General features: G+C 66.0%; 15 protein-coding genes and 1 riboswitch. Of the genes, 7 read left to right on the top strand and 8 right to left on the bottom strand.

The features are described 5' to 3' along the window. Positions 1–28 precede the first annotated feature (28 nt). Positions 29–2896 (bottom strand): aminomethyl-transferring glycine dehydrogenase, encoded by a 2868-nt coding sequence (gcvP, locus tag ACZK45_RS15965; protein ID WP_071228125.1) that lies wholly within the window; start codon positions 2894–2896, stop codon positions 29–31. Positions 2897–2958: 62 nt separating this feature from the next. Next, positions 2959–3061, bottom strand: a riboswitch (glycine riboswitch). Positions 3062–3360: 299 nt separating this feature from the next. Between gcvP and ACZK45_RS15960 the strand changes: the two genes are divergently transcribed. The 3 genes from ACZK45_RS15960 (at position 3361) to ACZK45_RS15950 (ending at position 6101) form a co-directional block, all read left to right on the top strand. Continuing rightward, complete coding sequence (locus ACZK45_RS15960; RefSeq protein ID WP_478444906.1) at positions 3361–4587, top strand: multidrug effflux MFS transporter; 1227 nt, start codon at positions 3361–3363, stop codon at positions 4585–4587. Positions 4588–4728: 141 nt separating this feature from the next. Next, positions 4729–5625 (top strand): siderophore-interacting protein, encoded by an 897-nt coding sequence (locus ACZK45_RS15955; RefSeq protein WP_478444905.1) that lies wholly within the window; start codon positions 4729–4731, stop codon positions 5623–5625. 83 nt (positions 5626–5708) lie between these two features. Continuing rightward, entirely contained in the window at positions 5709–6101 is a 393-nt protein-coding gene (locus tag ACZK45_RS15950; protein WP_008265644.1) for a hypothetical protein, read from the top strand. Between the two features lie 119 nt (positions 6102–6220). Here the strand turns inward: ACZK45_RS15950 and ACZK45_RS15945 are convergent, their stop codons facing one another. Then, a complete protein-coding gene (locus tag ACZK45_RS15945; protein ID WP_125895308.1) occupies positions 6221–8185 on the bottom strand; it encodes a M2 family metallopeptidase in 1965 nt (654 codons plus the stop codon). A 690-nt stretch (positions 8186–8875) separates the two neighbouring features. Here ACZK45_RS15945 and ACZK45_RS15940 point away from each other — a divergent pair. Next, entirely contained in the window at positions 8876–9790 is a 915-nt protein-coding gene (locus ACZK45_RS15940; RefSeq protein ID WP_478444904.1) for an IS110 family RNA-guided transposase, read from the top strand. Positions 9791–10048: 258 nt separating this feature from the next. Here ACZK45_RS15940 and ACZK45_RS15935 read toward each other — a convergent pair whose 3' ends face one another. From ACZK45_RS15935 to ACZK45_RS15925, 3 genes are all read right to left on the bottom strand, one after another. Further along, positions 10049–11698, bottom strand: a complete 1650-nt coding sequence (locus tag ACZK45_RS15935) for a phosphoethanolamine transferase (protein WP_478444903.1) — start codon at positions 11696–11698, stop codon at positions 10049–10051. Then, entirely contained in the window at positions 11695–12462 is a 768-nt protein-coding gene (locus ACZK45_RS15930) for a phosphatase PAP2 family protein (protein ID WP_125895855.1), read from the bottom strand. The genes ACZK45_RS15935 and ACZK45_RS15930 overlap by 4 nt, the downstream gene beginning before the upstream one ends. Before the next feature lie 111 nt (positions 12463–12573). Next, on the bottom strand, positions 12574–14277 hold the full coding sequence (locus ACZK45_RS15925; RefSeq protein WP_049461541.1) for an ArnT family glycosyltransferase: 1704 nt from the start codon (positions 14275–14277) through the stop codon (positions 12574–12576). Positions 14278–14407: 130 nt separating this feature from the next. On the opposite strand from ACZK45_RS15925, the gene ACZK45_RS15920 reads away from it, so the two are divergent. Together ACZK45_RS15920 and ACZK45_RS15915 are read left to right on the top strand one after the other, a co-directional pair. Further along, complete coding sequence (locus tag ACZK45_RS15920; protein ID WP_049421248.1) at positions 14408–15121, top strand: response regulator transcription factor; 714 nt, start codon at positions 14408–14410, stop codon at positions 15119–15121. Beyond that, positions 15108–16394 carry a sensor histidine kinase gene (locus ACZK45_RS15915; protein ID WP_032129860.1) on the top strand — a complete coding sequence of 429 codons (1287 nt, stop codon included), beginning with the start codon at positions 15108–15110 and terminating at the stop codon, positions 16392–16394. Before ACZK45_RS15920 ends, ACZK45_RS15915 begins: the two co-directional genes overlap by 14 nt. A gap of 137 nt (positions 16395–16531) precedes the next feature. Here ACZK45_RS15915 and ACZK45_RS15910 read toward each other — a convergent pair whose 3' ends face one another. Beyond that, entirely contained in the window at positions 16532–16921 is a 390-nt protein-coding gene (locus tag ACZK45_RS15910) for a VOC family protein (RefSeq protein WP_049401346.1), read from the bottom strand. A gap of 133 nt (positions 16922–17054) precedes the next feature. Between ACZK45_RS15910 and ACZK45_RS15905 the strand changes: the two genes are divergently transcribed. Further along, positions 17055–18305, top strand: a complete 1251-nt coding sequence (locus ACZK45_RS15905; RefSeq protein ID WP_049421249.1) for a DUF819 family protein — start codon at positions 17055–17057, stop codon at positions 18303–18305. Positions 18306–18509: 204 nt separating this feature from the next. On the opposite strand, the gene ACZK45_RS15900 is transcribed toward ACZK45_RS15905, so the two are convergent. Both ACZK45_RS15900 and ACZK45_RS15895 read right to left on the bottom strand, forming a co-directional pair. Next, the gene (locus ACZK45_RS15900) at positions 18510–18734 is read right to left on the bottom strand and encodes a YbdD/YjiX family protein (protein WP_005410613.1); all 225 of its coding nucleotides are present in this window, start codon (positions 18732–18734) and stop codon (positions 18510–18512) included. Continuing rightward, positions 18734–20815, bottom strand: a complete 2082-nt coding sequence (locus ACZK45_RS15895) for a carbon starvation CstA family protein (protein ID WP_032129857.1) — start codon at positions 20813–20815, stop codon at positions 18734–18736. Before ACZK45_RS15895 ends, ACZK45_RS15900 begins: the two co-directional genes overlap by 1 nt. Between the last annotated feature and the right edge of the window lie 186 nt (positions 20816–21001).

The raw sequence follows: 21001 nt of genomic DNA, 5'->3' as shown, positions 1-21001 counted from the left end.
CCGTTTTCTTTACCGATGCAGCGAGGAATCACGCCTCGACTTCATCATCCTTGTAGGCATCGACCGGGATGCAGGCGCACATCACGTTCTTGTCGCCGTACACGTTGTCCACGCGTGCCACCGGCGGCCAGTACTTCTGCAGCTTCAGGCTCGGCAGCGGGAACGCAGCCAGTTCACGCGGGTAGGCGTGGGTCCACTCGCTGGCGGTCACCGCGGTCGCGGTATGCGGCGCGTTCTTCAGCGGGTTGTCCTCGCGGTCCAGGCGGCCGTCTTCGATCGCGGTGATTTCCTCGCGGATCTGGATCATCGCGTCGATGAAGCGATCCAGCTCGTGCAGCGACTCGCTCTCGGTCGGCTCTACCATCAGCGTGCCGGCCACCGGGAAGCTCAGGGTCGGGGCGTGGAAGCCGAAGTCGATCAGGCGCTTGGCCACGTCCTCGGCGCCGATGCCGCTGGTCTTCTCCAGCGGGCGCACGTCCAGGATGCACTCGTGTGCCACCAGGCCGTTGCGGCCGGTGTAGAGGGTCTTGAAGTGCGGGGCCAGGCGCTTGGCGATGTAGTTGGCGTTGAGCTGCGCGACCTGGGTGGCCTTGCGCAGGCCGTCGCGGCCCATCATCGCGATGTACATCCAGCTGATCGGCAGGATCGAGGCGCTGCCGAAGCTGGCCGCGCTGACCATGCCGACCGGGCCGTTGTCACCCAGCTTGCCCGGCAGGAACGGGGCCAGGTGCTCCTTGACCGCGCACGGGCCGACGCCCGGGCCGCCACCACCGTGCGGGATGCAGAAGGTCTTGTGCAGGTTCAGGTGCGAAACATCCGAACCCCACTTGCCCGGCTTGGCCACGCCGACCAGGGCGTTCATGTTGGCACCGTCGGTGTACACCTGGCCGCCGTGCTTGTGGATGATCTCGCAGATCTCCACCACCTCTTCCTCGAACACGCCGTGCGTGGACGGGTAGGTCATCATGATCGCGGCCAGGCGGTCGCTGTACTTCTCGGCGTTGAGGCGGATGTCCTCGACGTCGACGTTGCCGTTGGCATCGGTCTTGGTCACCACCACCTTCATGCCGCACATCTGTGCCGAGGCCGGGTTGGTGCCGTGCGCCGAGTCCGGAATCAGGCAGATATCGCGATGTTCCTCACCGCGCGAGCGGTGGTAGGCGCGGATCGCCAGCAGGCCGGCGTACTCGCCCTGCGCGCCGGAGTTCGGCTGCAGGCTGACCGCGTCGTAGCCGGTGCATTCCACCAGCATCGCTTCCAGCGTGTCGATCAGTTCCTTGTAGCCCAGCGCCTGGTCGGCCGGCACCAGCGGGTGGATCTGCGAGAACTCCGGCCAGGTCACCGGAATCATCTCGGCGGTGGCGTTGAGCTTCATGGTGCACGAGCCCAGCGGGATCATCGTGCGGTCCATCGCCAGGTCCTTGTCGGCCAGCGAACGCAGGTAGCGCAGCAGCTCGTGCTCGCTGTGGTGGGTGTTGAACACCGGGTGGGTCAGGAACGCGGACTGGCGCAGCAGGCCGGCCGGCAGCGCATCGGCAGTGCTGGCATCCAGTGCGTCGACGTCCAGCGAGGCACCGAACACGGCAGCCACGGCGACGATGTCGGCGCGAGTAGTGGTCTCGTCCAGGCTGATGCCGACCGAGTCGCTGTCGATCGCGCGCAGGTTGTAACCAGCGGCGCGTGCCTTGGCGTGGATCTCATCGGCGTGCACGCCGGTGACATGCAGGGTGTCGAAGAAGTCACCACCGACCTGCACGCCGGCGTTGCGCAGCGCGGCGGCCAGGATCGAGGCCAGGCGATGGGTGCGGCGGGCGATGCGGGTCAGGCCGTCCGGGCCGTGGTAAACGGCGTACATCGAGGCCATCACCGCCAGCAGCACCTGTGCGGTGCAGATGTTGGACGTGGCCTTCTCGCGGCGGATGTGCTGCTCGCGGGTCTGCAGGGTCAGGCGGTAGGCCGGGTTGCCCTGCGCGTCGATCGAGACGCCGATCAGGCGGCCCGGCATCGAGCGCTTGTAGGCGTCACGGCAGGCCATGAAGGCGGCGTGCGGGCCACCGAAGCCGAACGGCACGCCGAAACGCTGGCTGTTGCCGACCACGATGTCCGCGCCCCATTCGCCCGGAGCGGCCAGCAGGGTCAGGGCCAGCAGGTCGGTGGCCACGGCCACCAGGCCGCCGCGCGCGTGCACGGCATCGACCAGCGCCTTGTAATCGCCCACCTGGCCGAAGGTGTCCGGGTACTGCAGCAGCAGGCCGAAGGCTTCCGCTTCCAGCGCTTCGGCCGGCGTACCCACGCGCAGCACGATGCCCATCGGTTCGGCGCGCGTGCGCAGCAGTTCCAGCGTCTGCGGGTGCACGGCGTCGTGCACGAAGAAGGTGTCCGACTTCGACTTGGCCGAACGCTTGGCCAGGGTCATCGCTTCGGCGGCGGCAGTGGCTTCGTCCAGCAGCGAGGCGTTGGCGATTTCCATGCCGGTGAGGTCGGCGCACAGGGTCTGGAAGTTGATCAGCGCTTCCATGCGGCCCTGCGAGATTTCCGCCTGGTACGGGGTGTAGGCGGTGTACCAGGCCGGGTTTTCCAGGATGTTGCGCAGGATCACGTTCGGCGTGTGGGTACCGTAGTAGCCCTGGCCGATGAAGCTGCGCAGCACGGTGTTCTTGTCGGCGATCGCACGGATCTTCGCCAGTGCCTGCACTTCAGTCATCGACTCCGGCAGCGCCAGCGGCGCCGGCGACTTGATCTTGGCCGGTACGATGGCATCGGTCATGCCATCCAGCGACGCGTGGCCGACGACATCGAGCATCTGCGCGATCTCGGCGTCGTTGGGGCCGATGTGGCGCTCGACGAACGCATTGTGGTGCTCGAGCTCACGCAGGGAAGGGGTGTTCTGGGACATGGCGAAGGATCCGTCAGGAAAGGGCACACGCACGGGCACAAGCCGCCGGTCGGCGGTCTGCGGGGCGCCCCTCTGTCCTTTTGCCTGAGAGTTTAAAAGCGCGGCGGACCGCAGCTTCGTGCCCCTTCGGCGCCGGATCGAACCGGTCTCTCCAGAGTTCTGTTACGGGTGGTATCGGGCCTGAGCGATTACGGGCGTTGCGCCTTCGGCAGCGGTGTTCCGCTTCTCCCACCGTGTTGCCCGCTGATTATAGCCCGTTGCGGGCCCGCCGGCCGCCTCCAGACATGGCCGCCGCGCCTGAATGGCCGATGGCCATGTCGTGCGTTTTGTGCACCGCTGCATGGCATCGGGCGCAATCCCCACCTATGATGGGCGGATACCCGAATTCATCTGGCGCCGTCCCTGCAGAAGGGGACCGGCGCCCGCCGTGCGTGCCGCGCATGGCCCTGCCGGACGCCTTCCCCATGACCGCCGCTGTTGCTCCCTCCACCCGCCGCATGGCCCTGCTGCTCGCCGGTCTGGCCATGTTCGGTCCGTTCTCGATCGACACCATCTTCCCGGCGTTCCCGCAGCTGGCCCAGCGCTTGGCGGTGGACGAAGTGGCGGTGCAGCAGACCATCAGCGTGTACCTGCTGTTCTACGGCCTGATGAGCCTGGCGCACGGCCCGCTGTCCGATGCCTGGGGCCGCAAGTGGGTGATCCTCGGTGGCCTGGTGGTGTTCGTCGGCGCTTCGGTTGGCTGCGCGCTGTCCACCGACCTGACCACGCTGCTGGCGTTCCGTGCGCTGCAGGGCCTGTCGGCGGGTGTCGGCATGATCGTCGGCCGCGCGGTGATCCGCGACCTGTACCACGGCCACGACGCGCAGCGGCTGATGAGCCAGGTGTCGATGCTGTTCGGTATCGCCCCGGCCATCGCGCCGATCATCGGTGGCTGGATCCTGCTCAGTGGCGCCGGCTGGCCGCTGATCTTCTGGTTCCTGGTGGTGTTCGGGCTGGTCCTGCTGGCGGCCACTGCGCGCTACCTGCCGGAGACCCATCCGGTCGAAGCACGCGTGCCGTTGTCGCCGCGCACGTTGATGCGTGACTACGTACGCATCGGCTTCAATCCGCGCTTCCTGCGCCTGGCGCTGGCCGGCAGCATCGGCTTCGGTGGCATCTTCCTGTACATCTCCTCGGCGCCGGTGTTCGTGATGCAGCACCTGCATCTGGGCGAGGGCGGCTTCGCCTGGCTGTTCATCCCCACCATCGGCGGCATGACCACCGGCTCGTTCCTGTCAGGGCGCATGGCCGGGCACACCACGCCCACCCGCCAGGTCGCCATCGGTTTCGGCCTGTGCGCGCTGTCGGTGCTGTTGAACGTCGGCTACGTGGCGCTGGCCCCGCAGTTCGTGCTGCCGTGGGCGGTGCTGCCGATCTTCCTGGGCGGCATGGGCATGGCGCTGATCTTCCCGATCCTGGCGCTGGCGGTGCTGGACATGTACCCGCACCAGCGCGGCCTGGCCTCGTCGCTGCAGGCCTTCGTGCAGCTGATGATCAGCACCGTGGTGGCCGGCGTGGTATCGCCGCTGCTGAGCGCCAGCCCGCTGCACCTGGCGTTGGGCCAGGCTGCGTTCTTCGGTGCTGGTTTCGTGTTCTGGTACTGGGAACACCAGCGTGAACGCGCGGCGCAGGCAGTCTGCACGGGTCACTGAGCAGCGTGCAGGGGTAGGGCAGGCCGCGACGCCGGCAGCGCTTGCGACGGGAAACCACCGGACTAGGCTGGGCACTCCAGCCAGCCGGTGCACGGGTGCACGACAGCCAGCCAATCCGATGTCGTTGCATGAGGTTCCCCCATGGCTGCGCAGCAGACCTACCGCCTGTTCGAGGTGGCGCTGAAGGAGCGCCGCGTTCTCTCCCCTTCCCTGGACCGCATGGTGTTCACTGGCGCCGACGTGGCGCGGATGAAGACCGAAGGCCCGGACCAGCGGATCAAGGTGTTCTTCCCCTTGCCCGGCCAGGACCTGCCGCAGGTCCCCAGCGGCGAGGACTGGTACCCGCGCTACCGGGCGCTGCCGGACGATCAGCGCCCGCCGATGCGCACCTACACCATCCGCCAGTTGCGTGCGGAGCAGGGCGAGGTCGACGTCGATTTCGTCATCCACGGGGTGACCGGACCCGCTTCGCGCTGGGCCATGCATGCACGGCCGGGCGATCGCGTGGTGCTGCTGGCCCCGGACGCCGACTGCGCCGAGAGCAGCGAAGGCTGGGAGTGGAAGCCACCGGTCGGTGTCAGCCAGGTGCTGCTGGTGGCCGATGAAACCGCGTTGCCTGCGGTAGCCGGCATCCTCGAGGAACTGGCTGCCATGGTGGATCCGCCGCGCACGCTGGCCCTGCTGGAAGTGGCGCAGGCCGGTGATGCGGTTCCCCTGAAGGCGCCGGCCACGGCCGAGCTGGTGTGGTTGCCGCGTGGGCAGGCCGCCTATGGCCAGCCGCTGCTGCAGGCGGTCCAGGAACGGCTGTCAGCGACCTCGAGCGTGCCTGCTGGCGATGCGCTGGAGGAGATCGACGTCGATACGCAGATCCTCTGGGAGCAGGCCGACACCTGCGTGGCCGGGCCGCTGTACGCCTGGGTGGCGGGCGAGGCGGGGGCGGTGATGGCGATCCGCCGCCACCTGGTGCGCGATTGCGGGCTGGACCGCCGCGCGATCACCTTCATGGGCTACTGGCGGCACGGCAAGGTGCTGGACTGACCATACTGGATCGAGCACGCGTGAAGCAGCGCTGCGGGCGGGGTGCGCTATCCTTGCGCCCCCCTTCGCAGCGGTACCGCACCATGTCCACCAGTTCCAAGACCCGCCGCGACCAGCGCCGTCGCCAGGAAAAGCAGGCCGCCAACAAGGCCGCCGCGCAGGCATCGCCGGTGGAACCGCATGCCGAGCTGCGCGATGCGCAGCGCACCCTGCTGGCCGGTGTCGTGCGCCGTGACGGCGAATGGGTGCTGGGCATGGACGGCCGCATCGCTGGCCACAGCGAGAGCGCTGCGCAGGTGCTGGCGCTGATCATGCAGGCCGGTGAACTGCACGAGCGCAACGGCACGCCGGTGCGCCTGATGTACTCCGATGCGCTGCGCGATGCCGCGCAGGCCGAAGCGAAGGAGAAGGGCCAGACCTTCGAGGAATTCAAGGCCGAGCTGGCCGCAGCGATGGCCGCGAAGAAGAACAGCTGACAGGCATTTCGGTAGAGCCGGCCGCTGGCCGGCTGCCCGTTGGGTCTTCATCGCGTAGTCGCCGGTCAGCGGCCGGCACTACCGGAAAGGGGCGGATCCTTGCGGACCCGCCCCTTTTCTCATTTCGCCGCCGGGGCCGCGTTGGCCTGCCAGCCGCACATCTGGCCTTCGTTCTGCTGCTTCAGCCATTCGTTGACCGGGCTGAAGTACTCGATCATCGGGCCGGCATCGAGCTTGTCGGTGCCGGTCAGTTCCTTCAGTGTGGCCTGCCACGGCTGGCTGGCACCCTTGCTCAGCATCGCCCAGTACTTCTGGCCGGCTTCCTTGTTGCCGTAGAAGGTGCACTCATGCAGCGGGCCCTTGTAGCCGGACGCGTCGCACAGGCCCTTGTAGAACTGGAACTGCAGGATGCGCGCCAGGAAGTAGCGGGTGTACGGGGTGTTGCCCGGCACGTGGTACTTCGCGCCCGGATCGAAGAACTCTTCGCCACGGGTGCTGGCCGGCGCCACGCCCTGGTACTTGGCCTTCAGGTCCCACCACGCCTTGTTGTAGTTGTCGGCGGTGATCGAGCCATCGAACACGCCCCAGCGCCAGCGGTCGATCATCAGCCCGAACGGCAGGAACGACACGCCCGACAGCGCCATGCGCATCTGGTTGTTGATGACCGCTTCGCGGCTCTCGGTCGGCGCATCAACCAGGCCGATCGAGCTGAGGTACTTGGGCGTCATCGCCAGCACGATGGTGTCGCCGATCGCTTCATGGAAACCATCGTTGGCACCGCCCTGGAACAGCGGCGGCAACGGGTTGTAGGCCAGGTCGTAATAGATGTGGCCCAGCTCGTGGTAGATGGTGGTGAAGTTCTCTTCGTTCGGCTTGATGCACATCTTGGTGCGCACGTCGCCTTCCATGTTCATGTCCCAGGCGCTGGCGTGGCAGACCACGTCGCGGTCGTCAGGCTTGATGAACTGGGTCTTTTCCCAATACGACTGCGGCAGCGACGGCATGCCCAGCGACACGTAGAAGTCCTGGGCGCGCTCGGTCATCTGCTTGGCGGTACGCAGTTCGGCCTCGCGCTGTGCCTTGTACTGCGCCGCTACGTTGGCATCCTTGCCGGCCTTGGCCAACGCCGCGCTCAGGTTGGTCTGGTACTGCTTTTCAAGCGCTGCAGTGATGTCCAGGCTGCCGGCACCCGGATACGGCTCCAGCTGGTCCCACAGATTCGACCAGTCCTGCTGCCACATGTTGCCCAGCAGGTGTGCGGCGATCAGGCCATTGCCCACTTCCGCCTTGTCCTTGCCGTAGGTCTTGTCCAGCTTGCCGCGTGCGTAGCAGTGCAGCTGCTCGTACATCGGCTTGACCTGTTCCCACAGGCGGTCGGTTTCCGGGCCGATCTGCTCCGGCGGCATGTCGTAGCCGCTGCGCCACATCTGGCCGGCATCGGTGAAGCCCATGCCCTTGGCACCTTCGTTCACCAGACCGACAAATTTCTGGTAGTCGCCGCGCATGCTCTTGGTGGTGCTGTGCCAGCCCTGCCAGGCGTCGAGCTGCTTGTCGTAGTCGCGGCTGCGTGCCAGCACCTGCTCCAGCTCGCCCAGCTGGCGGCAGGAGTTGGGATCGTTGGCATCGGTGCAGTACTTGCCGGCACCGTAGCTGCCTTCCATGCGGGTGGCGATCTGGGTCAGCTCGGCCAGCTTGGCCGGGTCACGCGGTGCCGGCATCGAGGACATCAGCTTCAGCAGGTGGATCGCGCGCTTGCTGTCCTCGCTCATCGGCTTGCCATCGAACTTGGCGGCCTGTTCGATCCAGCTGTTGAGCTGGGTCAGCGAGCGCTCGTTGGCCTTGGCCGCGATGCGTTCCGAATCACTGTTGATGTAGGTGGAGGACAGCCACTGCGCCGAGGTCATCTCCGGGTAGGCGGCCTTGAACTCGGCATTGATGCGGGCCACGAACTGGTCGGCGGTTTCGCCGGCCGGGGCGCTGCTGCTGGCGGTATCGGTGCCTGGGGCAGCTTCCTTCTTGCAGGCGGCCAGGGCCAGCGTGGCGGCGGCGATTGCCGAGGCCAGCAGGAGATGACGGTGTTTCACGGGCGGTCCTTGGGTGGTGAACGACGGCCGAAGGCTAGTGGGCAGTCGCCGCCACCGCAAGTGGCGGAAGTCGGTTGGGTTCGGCAGGGCTGCGCCCTGCACCTGCCGAAGCCTTCAAGCAACGTCAACGTCAGAAGCGGGTATTCCGTGGTTTGGCGGGGCGGTGTCGGAGTGCGGGGACGCCGCAAGTACGTCCCTGTAGGCTTGGCAGCCGCATCCATGCGGCTGACACCCCGCACTCCGACACCGCCCCACCTCCGACAGATTCCGTGTGCTGTGGGTAGGTGTCGACCTTGGTCGACACATCTGTCAGATATCGAAAGGAATCTGGGGTCAGATCCGGTTTCCTCCGGAAAACGGATCTGACCCCAAGGCCGTTCCATCAGATCGCGGAAAACTGTCGAAGGCGGGGTGGATCCGGTTGCGGGGGCGTGAGCGCCATGGATGGCGCGACCGAGCCTTATCTGATCGGAATCTGGCAGCGTAGGCGTCGAGAGCCGGCGTGGGCCGCCGTGCGAGCCTAGATCTCGACGATCCGTAACCAGGATCGCGACGATCGCCATGTAGCTTGGCGCCCACGCCGGAATCTCCCTTGATCCGCCCGAACAGTTGCTGGAGCGACCACTCGAAGCGATAAGACTGGGCAAGCGGGGGAGCTCTCGACCCTTCCAGACTATACGGAGTCAGGTGATGAACGGGATCGGGATTGATGTCAGCAAGCGTCAGCTGGATATCGGTACGACGGACGGAGAAACCCTGCAGGTCAGCAACAACCGCTCCGGGTTTTCTGAACTGGATGTTTGGCTGAAGAAGCGTTCGACCCGCCAGATCGTGCTTGAAGCCACGGGTGGCTATGAGCAGCCGGTGCTGGATTTCCTGCACAAGGCCGGTCATCCGGTGGCCCGTGCCAATGCCTTGCGCGCCCGGAAACTGGCTCAGGGGTTGGGTCAGACTGCCAAAACCGACCGTTTGGATGCCTACGCGTTGGCGCAGATGGCCGCCCTGGTGAAGCTGCCTCCCTATCAGCCGCTGCAGTCTTGGCAGCAGAAGATGCGGGAGTTCGTTCGGGCACGTCGGCAGGCGATGGACGCCCTGACCATCGCGCGGCAACAGCAGGAAATGGTGCTTGATCGTGAACTGCGCCGACTACTGCAGGGCAACATCACCCGCCTACAAACGTTGGTTGAGCGTCTGGGCAAGCAGATCGTCGAGCAGGTTGGTCAGCAGCCTCAACTGAAGATGCTGAAGTCGATGAAGGGCGTAGGGCCTGTGCTGCAGGCAGTTCTAGCCAGCTATCTGCCAGAGCTTGGCAGGATCACTGGCAAGCGCATCGCCAGCCTGGTCGGGGTAGCCCCGATGTCCCACGACAGCGGCACGATGAGAGGAAAACGAAGCATCCACGGTGGAAGAGCCGAAATCCGGCAAGTGCTCTACATGGCGGCAATGTCGGCCATGCGGCATGAACCTCGGCTGCGCGATTTTTACCAGTCGCTACGAGCCCGCGGCAAGGAAGGCAAGGTGGCCATCGTGGCAGTGATGCGGAAGATGCTGGTCATCCTCAACGCCCGTGTGCGCGACGCTGAAAGCGGGCTAGTCCCCGCCTGAGGCGAGCCAGGGCGAAAGACCAAAGGCTGCTTGACCAGCGGCTTGCACACTACCGTGCCCGTTTACCTGACGGGCCTGAGACTCTCCAGCAACACAGTTGCTACAGGGATGTATTTACGGCGTCCCCCGCAACCGGACCCACCCCGCCAACCCACGGATAGCCAGCTTCTGCTGTTGCTGTTGCTGTTGCTGTCGAGGCTGCCGGCCAGCGGCCGGCACTACCGCGGGTGCAGGGCTGCAAGCCCTGCCGAACAACCCTCAACCCTCGCAGTTGGCGAACACGTCGCGGTCGCGCTCGTACAGCGAGGTCTTCACCTGCATCAGGCCCAGCACCGACGGGAACAGGTTGTCGTGGTCGGTGTAGGCCGCTGAACGCTTGCGCACGCACTGCAGGTCCAGCCCGCGGCTGCTGGCGAAGCCCTGCGAGAACCACATCGTCATCGGTACCCGGGTCTGCTCGGCCGGGGCGATGGCGTAGGGCACGCCATGCAGGAACAGGCCCTTCTCGCCCAGCGACTCGCCGTGGTCGGACAGGTAGATCATCGCCGTGTCGTAGTCCTGCATGCCCTGCAGCGTACCGATGGTCTTGGTCAGGAAGTGATCGGTGTACAGCACGGCATTGTCGTAACTGTTGGTGATCTCTTCGCGCGAGCAGCGGCCGATGTCGCGGGTATCGCAGGTGGGGGTGAAGCGGCGGAACGCGGGCGGGTAGCGCTCGAAGTAGGCCGGGCCGTGGTTGCCCAGCTGGTGCAGCACCACCACCCGGTCGCCCGGCTTTGCACGCACCTGGGTGGCCAGGTCCTGCAGCAGGATTTCGTCCATGCAGCGGCCGTCAGCGCACAGGCCCGGGGTGGTCGCATCGGACAATGACTGGAAGTCCAGGCCTTCGCACACGCCCTTGCAGCCAGACTGGTTGTCACGCCACAGCGGTGCGATGCCGGCACGGTTCAATACGTGCAGCAGCGACTGGTGCGCGCGGATCTTCTTCTCGTCGTAGTCGTGCCTGCCCCATGGCGAGAACAGGCACGGCAGTGAAACCTCGGTGCTGGTACCGCACGAATGCATGTCCGGGAAATTGACCACACTGGCCTGGGCCAGTTCCGGGGTGGTGTTGCGGCCACCGTTGAGCCCCCAGTTCTGCGCGCGCACGGTCTCGCCCATGACGATCACCAGCAGGCGCGGTTTGCTGGCAGGGGCACGCGGGGTGGCCTTGGCATCGGTACCGATCGGCAGCTTCGGTGCGCGCTGTACCGGGTTGTCGCCACGCAGTGCACGCGGCACGCCCAGCAGCACATTGGCCGGGGTGGCGAGGTAACGCACTTCGCGCTGGTTGCGCATCAGTGCCGAGACATCCTGGAACGAGATCAATGCGCCGCCCACCGCGGTCACTGCCGCCACGACCAGGAAGCCGACGCGCCAGAGCAGGCTGCGGCCCCAGCTGCGGCGGCGCAGCTGCACGCGCCACAGCACCGCCATCGGCAGCACTGCCAGCAACAGCACCGGCCACACCAGCGATATGGTCATCAGCTCGCGGCTTTCCTTGGGATCGGTCGCCAGCACGTTGCGCAGCATGTCCGCATCCAGGTAGATGTGGTAACGGCTCATGTAATGCGCAGCGAATGCGGTCACCAGCAGCAACAGGCTGATCACCACCTTGGCGTTCCAGCGCCAGACCAGGATGCCCAGCAGCACGCCGTGCGCACCGAGCAGCAACAGCAGCAGCGACAGCGCGTAGCGCAGGCTGCCCGGATGGCTGGCCATCGCGCTGTGCCAGAACAGGCCATTGCCTGCCACCGCGAAGAACAGGCTGGTCAGTGCGATCAGTGCTTCGGTGGACAGCTGCGGCCGCCAGCGGCGAAGGTTCGCCAACGCGGGAAGGCGGGTGGGGCGTTGGACCGATGCACTCATGCGTTTGCCTCCTGGCGGTGGGGACGGTCCAGCTGACGGCGGGCCAGGACGCGTTTGACGATCAGATACAGGCTCAGCGAAAGCAGCCAGCAGATCAACGCAGTAGCAACGTCATGCGAAAGGAAATGCGCGCCCCGCAGTTGCTGGCTCACGCCGAATACCAGGCCGGTGCCAAGGCCGATCCACAACCCGGCCCAGCGCCATGAAGGGCGCCACAGCAAGGCGAAAAAGTACAGGGACAACCATGCATAGCCCGCGCTGGCGTGGCCGGCCGGGAAGCAGGCCTGTGCGGCCATGCCTGCGGGGCGTGCCGTGAAAAGCCCGATGAACGGCTGGTGGCCACCGTAGCGCAGCAGGTCCCAGGGGCATTCCATCGGCACCAGCGACTTCAGCAGGGAGATCACACCTGTGCCTAGGGCCATGGCAATCACGACATAAAGCAGCGCCCACCGCAGGGTGCGATCGCGACCCTTTCGCCAGTGGTGGAAGCACAGCAGGATCGCCACGAGCGCAGCCGCCGTGCTCAGCCACTTGCCGGCCTTGTGCACCACCGTGCGGGTGACCCAGGCGTCCTGTAGCGCCCAATGGCCACCCTCAAGGCGGAACAGGTGATCGGCCACCCATTGGTCGCCGCCGAAACCCATCAGCAGCGTAAACACGGGCAGACCGATTGCGACAGGCAGCCAGAGGTGAGTTACGGCGAATTTTGACGCCAGTGGCGATGTCGCAAGCGGCGCTACCGAATCAAGGGGACGGACGGGCATGCTGGGAAAGGGCGGGTCGGGAATCCGCGGCCATGCTCGTCACCTGGATGTCGGAGAAGGGTCGGACGCTCGTTCGTGCCGGGTTAATGCTTGTCCGGCACGTGTCAGCGTTCAGTCTTCTTCGGCGGTCGCGCCGGCCCGTTCGGCGTGGCATTCCGCGTCCCACGCGGTACCGGGAAGCAGTTGCCAGCGATTCCTGTTGGCAATACCGATATCGATCACCTTGCTCGGGTCCACGCACGGGCTCATCGCATCGTCCAGCACCAGCAGCCAGCGCTTGCCCGGTGCCTCGGCCAGCCACGGGCCGGCGTCGTGCCACTGCTCGGCCCAGGGCCGCTTGAAGCCGAACTCGCGCACCGGCCGGTCTGCCTGCAACAGGTTCTGCTCGCGCCAGGCCACCAGCGCCAGTTCGGCGTCGGGTCCGATCCGCGCGCCCACCCGGCGCATGAGTGCCGACGCCGAAGCGAAGGGGTCCAGGGCAGGCATCAGCACCAGGCCGTAGAGCATCCACAGCATGCCGTGGGTCAGCAGTACCAGCGTCGCGGCACGGCGTACCCGCAGCCACACGATCAGCGTGGCCAGGGCAATGGCGAAGGTCAGCAGGCCATCGCCCAGCACCGGCAGCAACGTCTCGGGCATGGCGCGGCGTTGCAGTTGCGCCAACGCCCATGGGTGCTCGGTCATCAGCATTACGCCGAGTACGCCGGTGGCCAGCATCAGCACCACGCTGTAGCCGAACAGGTAGCGGCGCACGCACACGCGGCGCAGCAGGCCGGGCAGCAGCGGCGCCACGGCCAGTGCCATCGCCGGCAGCATCGGCAGCAGGTACACCTCGCGCTTGCCCGGGCTGGCACTGAAGAACACCAGTACCAGTACGGCCCAGCCCAGCAGCAGCCACTGGCGGCGATCGCCACGACGGATGCGGCGCCACCAGGGCTTGAACAGCATCGGCAGCAGCAGGCTGCCCGGCAGCCACAGGGTCAGGATCACCTGCAGGTAGTACCAGGCCGGCTGCCGGTGGTGCCAGGCATTGGCGTAGCGGGTGCCGGTCTGCTTGAACAACAGCTCGTGCGCGTAGGCCTGCAGTTCGGCGCTGGGCGTATGCAGCAGGGCCCAGCCCAGCGGCGCCAGCCACACGCCCACGCCCAGCAGGAACGCCGGGATCAACCACAGCAGCGTTGCCGGGTGCGGACCCTCCACACGGTGCCCGCGACGGCGCTGGTACAGCCACCAGCCGAACCAGGGCAGCACCAGCAGCAGCGGCAGGAAACCCACGCCCTTGGTCACCGTGCCGACACCGGCGGCGAAACCGGCCAGCCACAACGCGGGCAGGTTGCGACGTTCGCACAGGTGCCGCATCAAGCCCCACAGGGCGACGGTGGTCATCCCCACCAGCACCATGTCGATCTGCGCACGCTTGGCCATCAGCCCGAACTGCAGCGTGCAGAACAGCGCCGCGAGGGCATAGATGGAATGCCGCGGCGACCACAGCCTCCGTGCCAGATCCGACACCAGCCACAGACTCAGCAGGGCGCCCAGCAATGACGGCAGCAGGAACGACCATTGCCAGCTGCCGACCACCTCGTAGGCGGCCGCCTGCAGCCACATGAACACCGGTGGTTTCTCGGCATACAGCTCGCTGCCACGATGCGGCAGCAGCCATTGCCCGCTCTCGACCATGGTCCGTGCGGCCAGCACGAAGCGCGGCTCGTCCGGTGGCTGCGGCTGCCGAAGGCCGATGCCCGCTGCCAATGCAGCAATGATCAGCAGCCACAACAGGGGCAGGCGCCAACGGCGGGGCAGGGCTACGGGCACGGCAGGCTCCGGGAGCAAAACGGCCATTCTGAGGTGGCGGGGGTGGGAAAAGCGTCAGAAGGGGGCGGGACGACCGCATTCCGACATGGGCGGCGCTACCATGGTACGAACTTCCGTGGATGTTTCGTGCATGCGTCTGTTGGTGATCGAGGACAACCGCCAGCTGGTGGCCAACCTGTTCGACTATTTCGAGTCGCGCGGGCATGTGCTGGACGTGGCCCCGGATGGCATCACCGGCCTGCACCTGGCCGGCAGCCACCCCTACGATGCGGTGATCCTGGACTGGATGCTGCCGCGCATGGAGGGACCGGAAGTGCTGCGCCGGCTGCGTGCCGAGCACGCGTCGGAGGTGCCGGTGATCATGCTGACCGCGCGCGATGAACTGCCGGACAAGATCGCCGGTTTCCGCGCCGGTGCCGACGACTACCTGACCAAGCCGTTCGCCCTGCCCGAGCTGGAGGTGCGGCTGGAAGCGCTGCTGCTGCGTGCGCAGGGCCGCAACCCGCGCAAGCGCCTGCAGGTGGGCGACCTGGTGCTGGACCTGGCGACGCTGGAGGCCCAGCGTGAGGGCTTGGTGCTGCACCTGTACCCGGCCTGCCGCAAACTGCTGGAAGTGCTGATGCGGGCCAGCCCGGGTGCGGTGACGCGACAGCAGCTGGAGTTCGCCCTGTGGGGTGACGAGCCGCCGGATGGCGACCTGCTGCGTTCGCATGTCTACGAGTTGCGTCGCAGCGTTGACGGTCCGTTTGCCGAGAAGCTGATCCACACCCTGCCGCGCGTGGGTTACCGGTTGGCGGTAGTGGAGGGTGCCGACGCCGGCAGGAATGCTGATGAGGGCGCGTAAGCCGGGGCCGTTGTACCGGCGCGTGGTGTGGTGGTTGCTGGGCTATCTGGCGCTGCTGTCGATCGCGGTGTTCAGCGTCGGCAACTACGTGCACGAGCACGCCGAGCATGCCGCCTGGCGCGCGCTGCTCAACTCCGAGCTCGACAGCATCGTCGAGCATGTCGAGCACGAACCGCACTATCGCTGGCAGGATTCGGACACGCTGAGCCTGTACCGCTTCGACGCGGTCAACCTTCCCGATAGCCTGCGTACCCTGCATCCAGGGCTGCACGACGGCGTAATGGTCAAGGGCCGCGAGACGGCGGTGATGGTGCGTGAAACCCAGTCGATGGGACGGGTCGCGCTGGTACTGGACATCTCCGACTTCCATGACCTGGAACAGTTCGCCACGCGCTGGGTGATGCTGGCCGGGGTGATCATGATCTTCGTTACCGTGCTGATGGCTTCGTTCGGCATGGAGCGGATGGTGCGTCCGCTGAGCCTGCTGGCACAACACATCGCCGCGCTCAGGCCGGGCGTGCAGGGGCAGCGCATCGAGGTCGACCCGCGCGGCAGCTCAGAGCTGCACACCATTGCCAATGCGCTGAACGATTACCTGGATCGCAACGAGCAGTTCGTCGAACGCGAGCGGGTCTTCATCAGCACCGCCAGCCATGAACTGCGCACGCCGATCGCGGTGATGACCGGTGCCGCCGAACTGGCGCTGGAGCAACCGGGCCTGCCCGAGCGTGCGCGCCAGCAGATGCAACGGGTACTGCGCACCGCACAGAGCGTGGAGCAGCTGATCGAACTGCTGCTGGTGCTGGCGCGTGATCCGGCGCGACTGGCGGCGCGTGCCGAGCGCATCGCGCTGGACCAGCTGCTGCCGGAGATCGTCGACGACCATCGCCACCTGCTGGGCGACAAGGACCTGAGCATCGGCATCCAGGCCGCACCGGTGGACATCGTCGCGCCGCTGGCGGTGGTGCAGGCAGCGATCGGCAACCTGCTGCGCAACGCCATCGAGAACAGTGGCCGTGGCCACATCGAATTGCGCCTGAGTTCGTCGGCGGTGCTGACCCTGCAGGACCCGGGACATGGCATGAGCCCGGAAGAGATCGCGGCGATCCATGCGCGGATGGCCCGTGGCGAACGCGCCGATCGTGGCGGCGGCATCGGACTGGATCTGATCGCGCGGCTGTGCGAGCACCTGGGATGGACCCTGCAGCTGCAGCCCTGCGAGCCGCGTGGCACGCGTGTCACGCTCGATTTCAGTGCCTCGCGACCGCGCTGATCCGGCCGTCCTGGTAGATGCCAACCTTGGTTGGCATGCCCCGGCGGTGGCTGTGCGTGCTCTGGTAGATGCCAACCTTGGTTGGCATGCCGTTCGTCGACCAAGGTCGACGCCTACCCAGGCAATGGCTGTCCCCCTCAACGCCCGTTCGGTCGCGCCACGTGCTGGTCGATCAGGATCACGTTGCCGTCGGGATCGGCCAACTGCAGATAGCCCGTACCCTGGCCATCAGGATCGGTGCGGACCGCCAGTTCGATGCCCCTGGTATCCAGCTCTGCCTGCAGCTCACGCACATCCTGGAAGTGGGGCAGTTCCTGCTTGTGCTGGTCCCAGCCGGGGTTGAAGGTCAGCAGGTTGCCCTCGAACATGCCCTGGAACAGCCCGATCACCGTGCCGTTGCTGCGCATCACCAGCCAGTTCTGTGCCGGATCGCCGCCGGTGACCGAGAAGCCCAGGGCTTCGTAGAAGGCACGGGAGGCCGCGAGATCCTTCACCGAGAGGCTGACCGAAAAGGCACCAAGCTGCATGAGTGGACTCCCTGACGGGATGGGGGGTGTCGGCACTGCAGCATGACCGGGCGTGAAGACAATGTTAATCTCGATCTGCGCCGCCTTATGCGGCGCTTTTTTTTCTCCGCTCTTTCGATCGACAGAGGATCCCATGCCGACCGAACCCGCTACTGCCCTGATCAGCAACGATATCGTTGGACTGGGCCTGATTGCCGCCACCCTGGCCCTGATCTTCTGGGCCGCCAGTGGTCCAACCCCGCTGCTGAAGAAGATCTTCGCCTGGGTGCCGGCCCTGCTGCTGTGCTATTTCATCCCCGCCGTCTACAACACCGCCGGTGTCATCGATGGCCACAACACCTCGCTGTACAACCCGGTCGCGCGTGACGTGCTGCTGCCGGCCGCGCTGGTCCTGCTGACCCTGTCGATCGACCTGAAAGGCGTCATCAAGCTCGGCCCGAAACTGCTGATCGTGTTCTGTGCCGGTACCGCCGGCATCATGCTCGGCGCCATCGTTTCGTTCCAGCTGATGAAGCTGATCCATCCGGAAACCGTGGCCGGTGATACCTGGGCCGGCATGGCGGCGCTGGCCGGCAGCTGGATCGGTGGCGGCGCCAACATGGTCGCCATGCGCGAAGTGTTCGGCACCGATGCCACCACCTTCGGCCAGTTCGCGGTGGTTGACGTGGCCTGTGCCAGTCTGTGGATGGCGATCCTGCTGTTCCTGGCCAACCGCGCACAGCAGATCGACACCCGCAATGGTGCCGACACCCGTGCCATCGACGAGATGAAGGCGCGCATCAGTGCCTACGAGGCGCAGAACGCGCGCATTCCCAGCATGACCGACCTGATGGTGATCGTTGGCGTGGCACTGGGCGGTGTCGGCCTGGCTCATGCCATCGCCGCGCCGCTGGCGGGCTGGTTCAAGGCCAATGTCAGCTGGGCCAGCCAGTTCAGCCTCGACAGCCAGTTCGTCTGGGTGATCCTGCTGTCCACGGCGATGGGCCTGGGCCTGAGCTTCACCCGTGCCCGCCGGCTGGAAGCGGCCGGTGCGTCGCGGCTGGGCACGGTGTTCCTGTACTTCCTGATCGCCTGCATCGGCATGCAGATGAACCTGCTGTCGCTGCTGGATCGGCCGTGGCTGTTCCTGCTCGGCGCGATCTGGATGGCCACGCACGTGCTGGTGCTGTGGGTGGTGGCCAAGCTGCTGCGCGCGCCACTGTTCTTCTTCGCCATTGGTTCGCAGGGCAACATCGGCGCAGCCGCTTCGGCCCCTGTGGTGGCGGCGGCGTTCCATCCAACGCTGGCGCCGGTGGGCGTGCTGCTGGGTACGGTGGGTTATGCCACCGGCACGGGCCTGGCCTACGTCACCGGCCTGATCCTGAAGTGGATGGCCACCGGCTGAGTTCGGACCGCCCTGGCGTCATGCTTCCGTAGATCCACGCCATGCGTGGATGCATTTCATGGGTATCCATGAACAAGGAAGGGGTCAGATCTGTTTCCCGGAGGAAACGGATCTGACCCCGGACTCAACTCGATATCTGCCAGGTTTCATCCACGCATGGCGTGGATCTACTCAACGTCACTCGAGCGCTGTTGAACCGGACCCTCAACAGCAGCGGCCACCGTTGCGTCCGCCATAACGCGCTTCCTGGCGCTCGCGGAAGAACGTCTTGTAGTCCATCGGCTCCTGGTCCGGATGCTTTTCCAGCATGTGCCGGACGTAGTTGTCGTAATCAGGGATGCCACAGCACAGTCGTGCGGTCTGCACCAGGCGCCGCCAGATGCGGCGGTGCGCCTGGTACTGGCCGGCGGGAACCAGTTGGGTACTCATCACAGATCCACCATTTCATGCGGCTTCAGCGCCACGTACGGGGTCTCACGGTCAGTGCGCTGCGGATTGCGGCGGGCCGCCAGGATGGTCTTGATCGAATACACCAGCACCGCGCCCACCACCAGCAGGAACAGGGCGGTCAGGCCGGTGTTGACGTAGGCGTTGACCACGATCTGCTTCATCTGCGCCACCGACTTGGCCGGTGCGGTGATGGTGTCGCTGGCGAGCGCGGCCTGGAATTTGTGCGCCTGGGCCAGGAAGCCCTGTGCCGGGTTGCTGTCGAAGATCTTGATGAAGCCGGCGTAGGTGGTGCAGATCAGCAGCCATATGGCCGGAACCGCGGTGACCCACGCATAGCGGTCACGCTTCATCTTGAACAGCACCACCGTGCCCAGCATCAGCGCGATACCGGCCAGCATCTGGTTGGAGATGCCGAACAGCGGCCACAGCGTCTGGATGCCGCCGAACGGATCCACCACGCCGGTGTAGAGCAGGTAGCCCCACAGCGCCACGCAACCCGCGGTGCCGATGATGTTGGCGGTCCAAGATTCGGTCTTCTTCAGGGCCGGCACGAAGTTGCCCAGCAGGTCCTGCAGCATGAAGCGGCCCGCACGGGTACCGGCGTCCACCGCGGTGAGGATGAACAGCGCTTCGAACAGGATCGCGAAGTGGTACCAGAACGCCATCATCGCGTCGCTGCCACTGGGAATCGCTTCGTGCAGGATCTGCGCGATGCCTACCGCAAGTGTTGGCGCGCCACCTGCACGATGCAGGATGGTGGGTTCACCAATGGCCGCCGCGGTCGCGGTCAGCTGCTCGGGGGTGATGGTGAAGCCCCAGGTGTTGGTGATGTAGTGCGCGGCCGAGGCCGCATCGGCACCGATCACGGCCGCCGGGCTGTTCATCGCGAAATAGATGCCCGGATCGATGATCGAGGCCGCCACCAGCGCCATCACCGCCACGAACGATTCCATCAGCATGCCGCCGTAGCCGATGTAGCGCATGTGCGCTTCATTGGCCAGCAGCTTCGGCGTGGTGCCGGAGGAAATCAACGCATGGAAGCCGGAGACCGCACCGCAGGCGATGGTGATGAACAGGAACGGGAACATGCCGCCCTTCCACACCGGGCCATCACCGCTGGCGGCGAACTGGGTCAGCGCCGGCATCTTCAGTTCCGGCATCACCACCAGGATGCCGATGGCCAGCGCGATGATGGTGCCGATCTTGAGGAAGGTCGACAGGTAATCACGCGGGGCCAGCAGCAGCCACACCGGCAGCACCGAGGCGACGAAGCCGTAGCCGATCAGCATCCAGGTGATCTGGGTGCCGGTGAAGGTGAACGCCGGGCCCCAGACCGGGTCGGCGGCGACCTTGCCGCCGTACCAGATCGCGGCGAGCAGCAGGATCAGGCCAACCACCGAGATCTCGCCGATCTTGCCGGGGCGGATGTAGCGCATGTACACGCCCATCAGGATCGCGATGGGCATCGTCGCGATCACCGTGAACATGCCCCACGGGCTTTCGGCCAGCGCCTTGACTACCACCATCGCCAGCACTGCCAGGATGATGATCATGATCAGGAACGCACCGAACAGCGCGATGGTGCCGGGCACCTGGCCCATCTCTTCTCTTACCAGGTCACCCAGCGAGCGGCCATTGCGGCGGCTGGACAGGAACAGGACCATGAAGTCCTGCACCGCACCGGCCAACACCACGCCCACCACCAGCCACAGCAGGCCGGGCAGGTAGCCCATCTGCGCGGCCAGGACCGGGCCGACCAGCGGGCCGGCGCCGGCAATGGCGGCGAAGTGGTGGCCGAACAGCACGTGCTTGTTGGTCGGCACGTAGTCCAGGCCATCGTTGTTGATCACCGCCGGGGTGGCCCGGGTCGGATCCAGCTGCATCACCTTGTTGGCGATGAACAGGCTGTAGAAGCGATAGGCGACGAGGTACAGCGACACCGCCGCGACGACGATCCACAGGGCATTGATGTGTTCGCCGCGGCGCAGCGCCACGGTGCCCAGACAGAACGCGCCGAGCAGAGCGAGTACCGCCCAGCCCAGTTTGGAAAACCCTTTCATGAGGTGCTCTCTCCCGGAAAGACAGACAAAGAGTCCTGCTTGCCCACGACAGGGTCAATTGGCACAGGACGAATCAGCGGTAGTACTTTGGTCGTACGGCGGCTGCGCTGACGTGCAGCGAACATCAGGGATGGAACAATCGGTTGCGGAGCCATCCATTGGCGTACGGCCGTGTGGCGTCCATCT

The sequence above is a fragment of the Stenotrophomonas sp. 63632_Sma genome (assembly GCF_056482875.1).
The sequence above is the reverse complement of the archived record's forward strand: the minus strand, read 5'-3'. Positions and strand labels throughout refer to the sequence as shown.

Coding starts and splice junctions, on each gene's coding strand:
- ACZK45_RS15935 (WP_478444903.1), bottom strand. CDS start 11,698: ATGAGTGCATCGGTCCAACGCCCCACCCGCCTTCCCGCGTTGGCGAAC.
- ACZK45_RS15960 (WP_478444906.1), top strand. CDS start 3,361: ATGACCGCCGCTGTTGCTCCCTCCACCCGCCGCATGGCCCTGCTGCTC.
- ACZK45_RS15895 (WP_032129857.1), bottom strand. CDS start 20,815: ATGAAAGGGTTTTCCAAACTGGGCTGGGCGGTACTCGCTCTGCTCGGC.
- ACZK45_RS15920 (WP_049421248.1), top strand. CDS start 14,408: ATGCGTCTGTTGGTGATCGAGGACAACCGCCAGCTGGTGGCCAACCTG.
- ACZK45_RS15905 (WP_049421249.1), top strand. CDS start 17,055: ATGCCGACCGAACCCGCTACTGCCCTGATCAGCAACGATATCGTTGGA.
- ACZK45_RS15930 (WP_125895855.1), bottom strand. CDS start 12,462: ATGCCCGTCCGTCCCCTTGATTCGGTAGCGCCGCTTGCGACATCGCCA.
- ACZK45_RS15940 (WP_478444904.1), top strand. CDS start 8,876: ATGAACGGGATCGGGATTGATGTCAGCAAGCGTCAGCTGGATATCGGT.
- ACZK45_RS15915 (WP_032129860.1), top strand. CDS start 15,108: ATGAGGGCGCGTAAGCCGGGGCCGTTGTACCGGCGCGTGGTGTGGTGG.
- ACZK45_RS15955 (WP_478444905.1), top strand. CDS start 4,729: ATGGCTGCGCAGCAGACCTACCGCCTGTTCGAGGTGGCGCTGAAGGAG.
- ACZK45_RS15910 (WP_049401346.1), bottom strand. CDS start 16,921: ATGCAGCTTGGTGCCTTTTCGGTCAGCCTCTCGGTGAAGGATCTCGCG.
- ACZK45_RS15950 (WP_008265644.1), top strand. CDS start 5,709: ATGTCCACCAGTTCCAAGACCCGCCGCGACCAGCGCCGTCGCCAGGAA.
- gcvP (WP_071228125.1), bottom strand. CDS start 2,896: ATGTCCCAGAACACCCCTTCCCTGCGTGAGCTCGAGCACCACAATGCG.
- ACZK45_RS15900 (WP_005410613.1), bottom strand. CDS start 18,734: ATGAGTACCCAACTGGTTCCCGCCGGCCAGTACCAGGCGCACCGCCGC.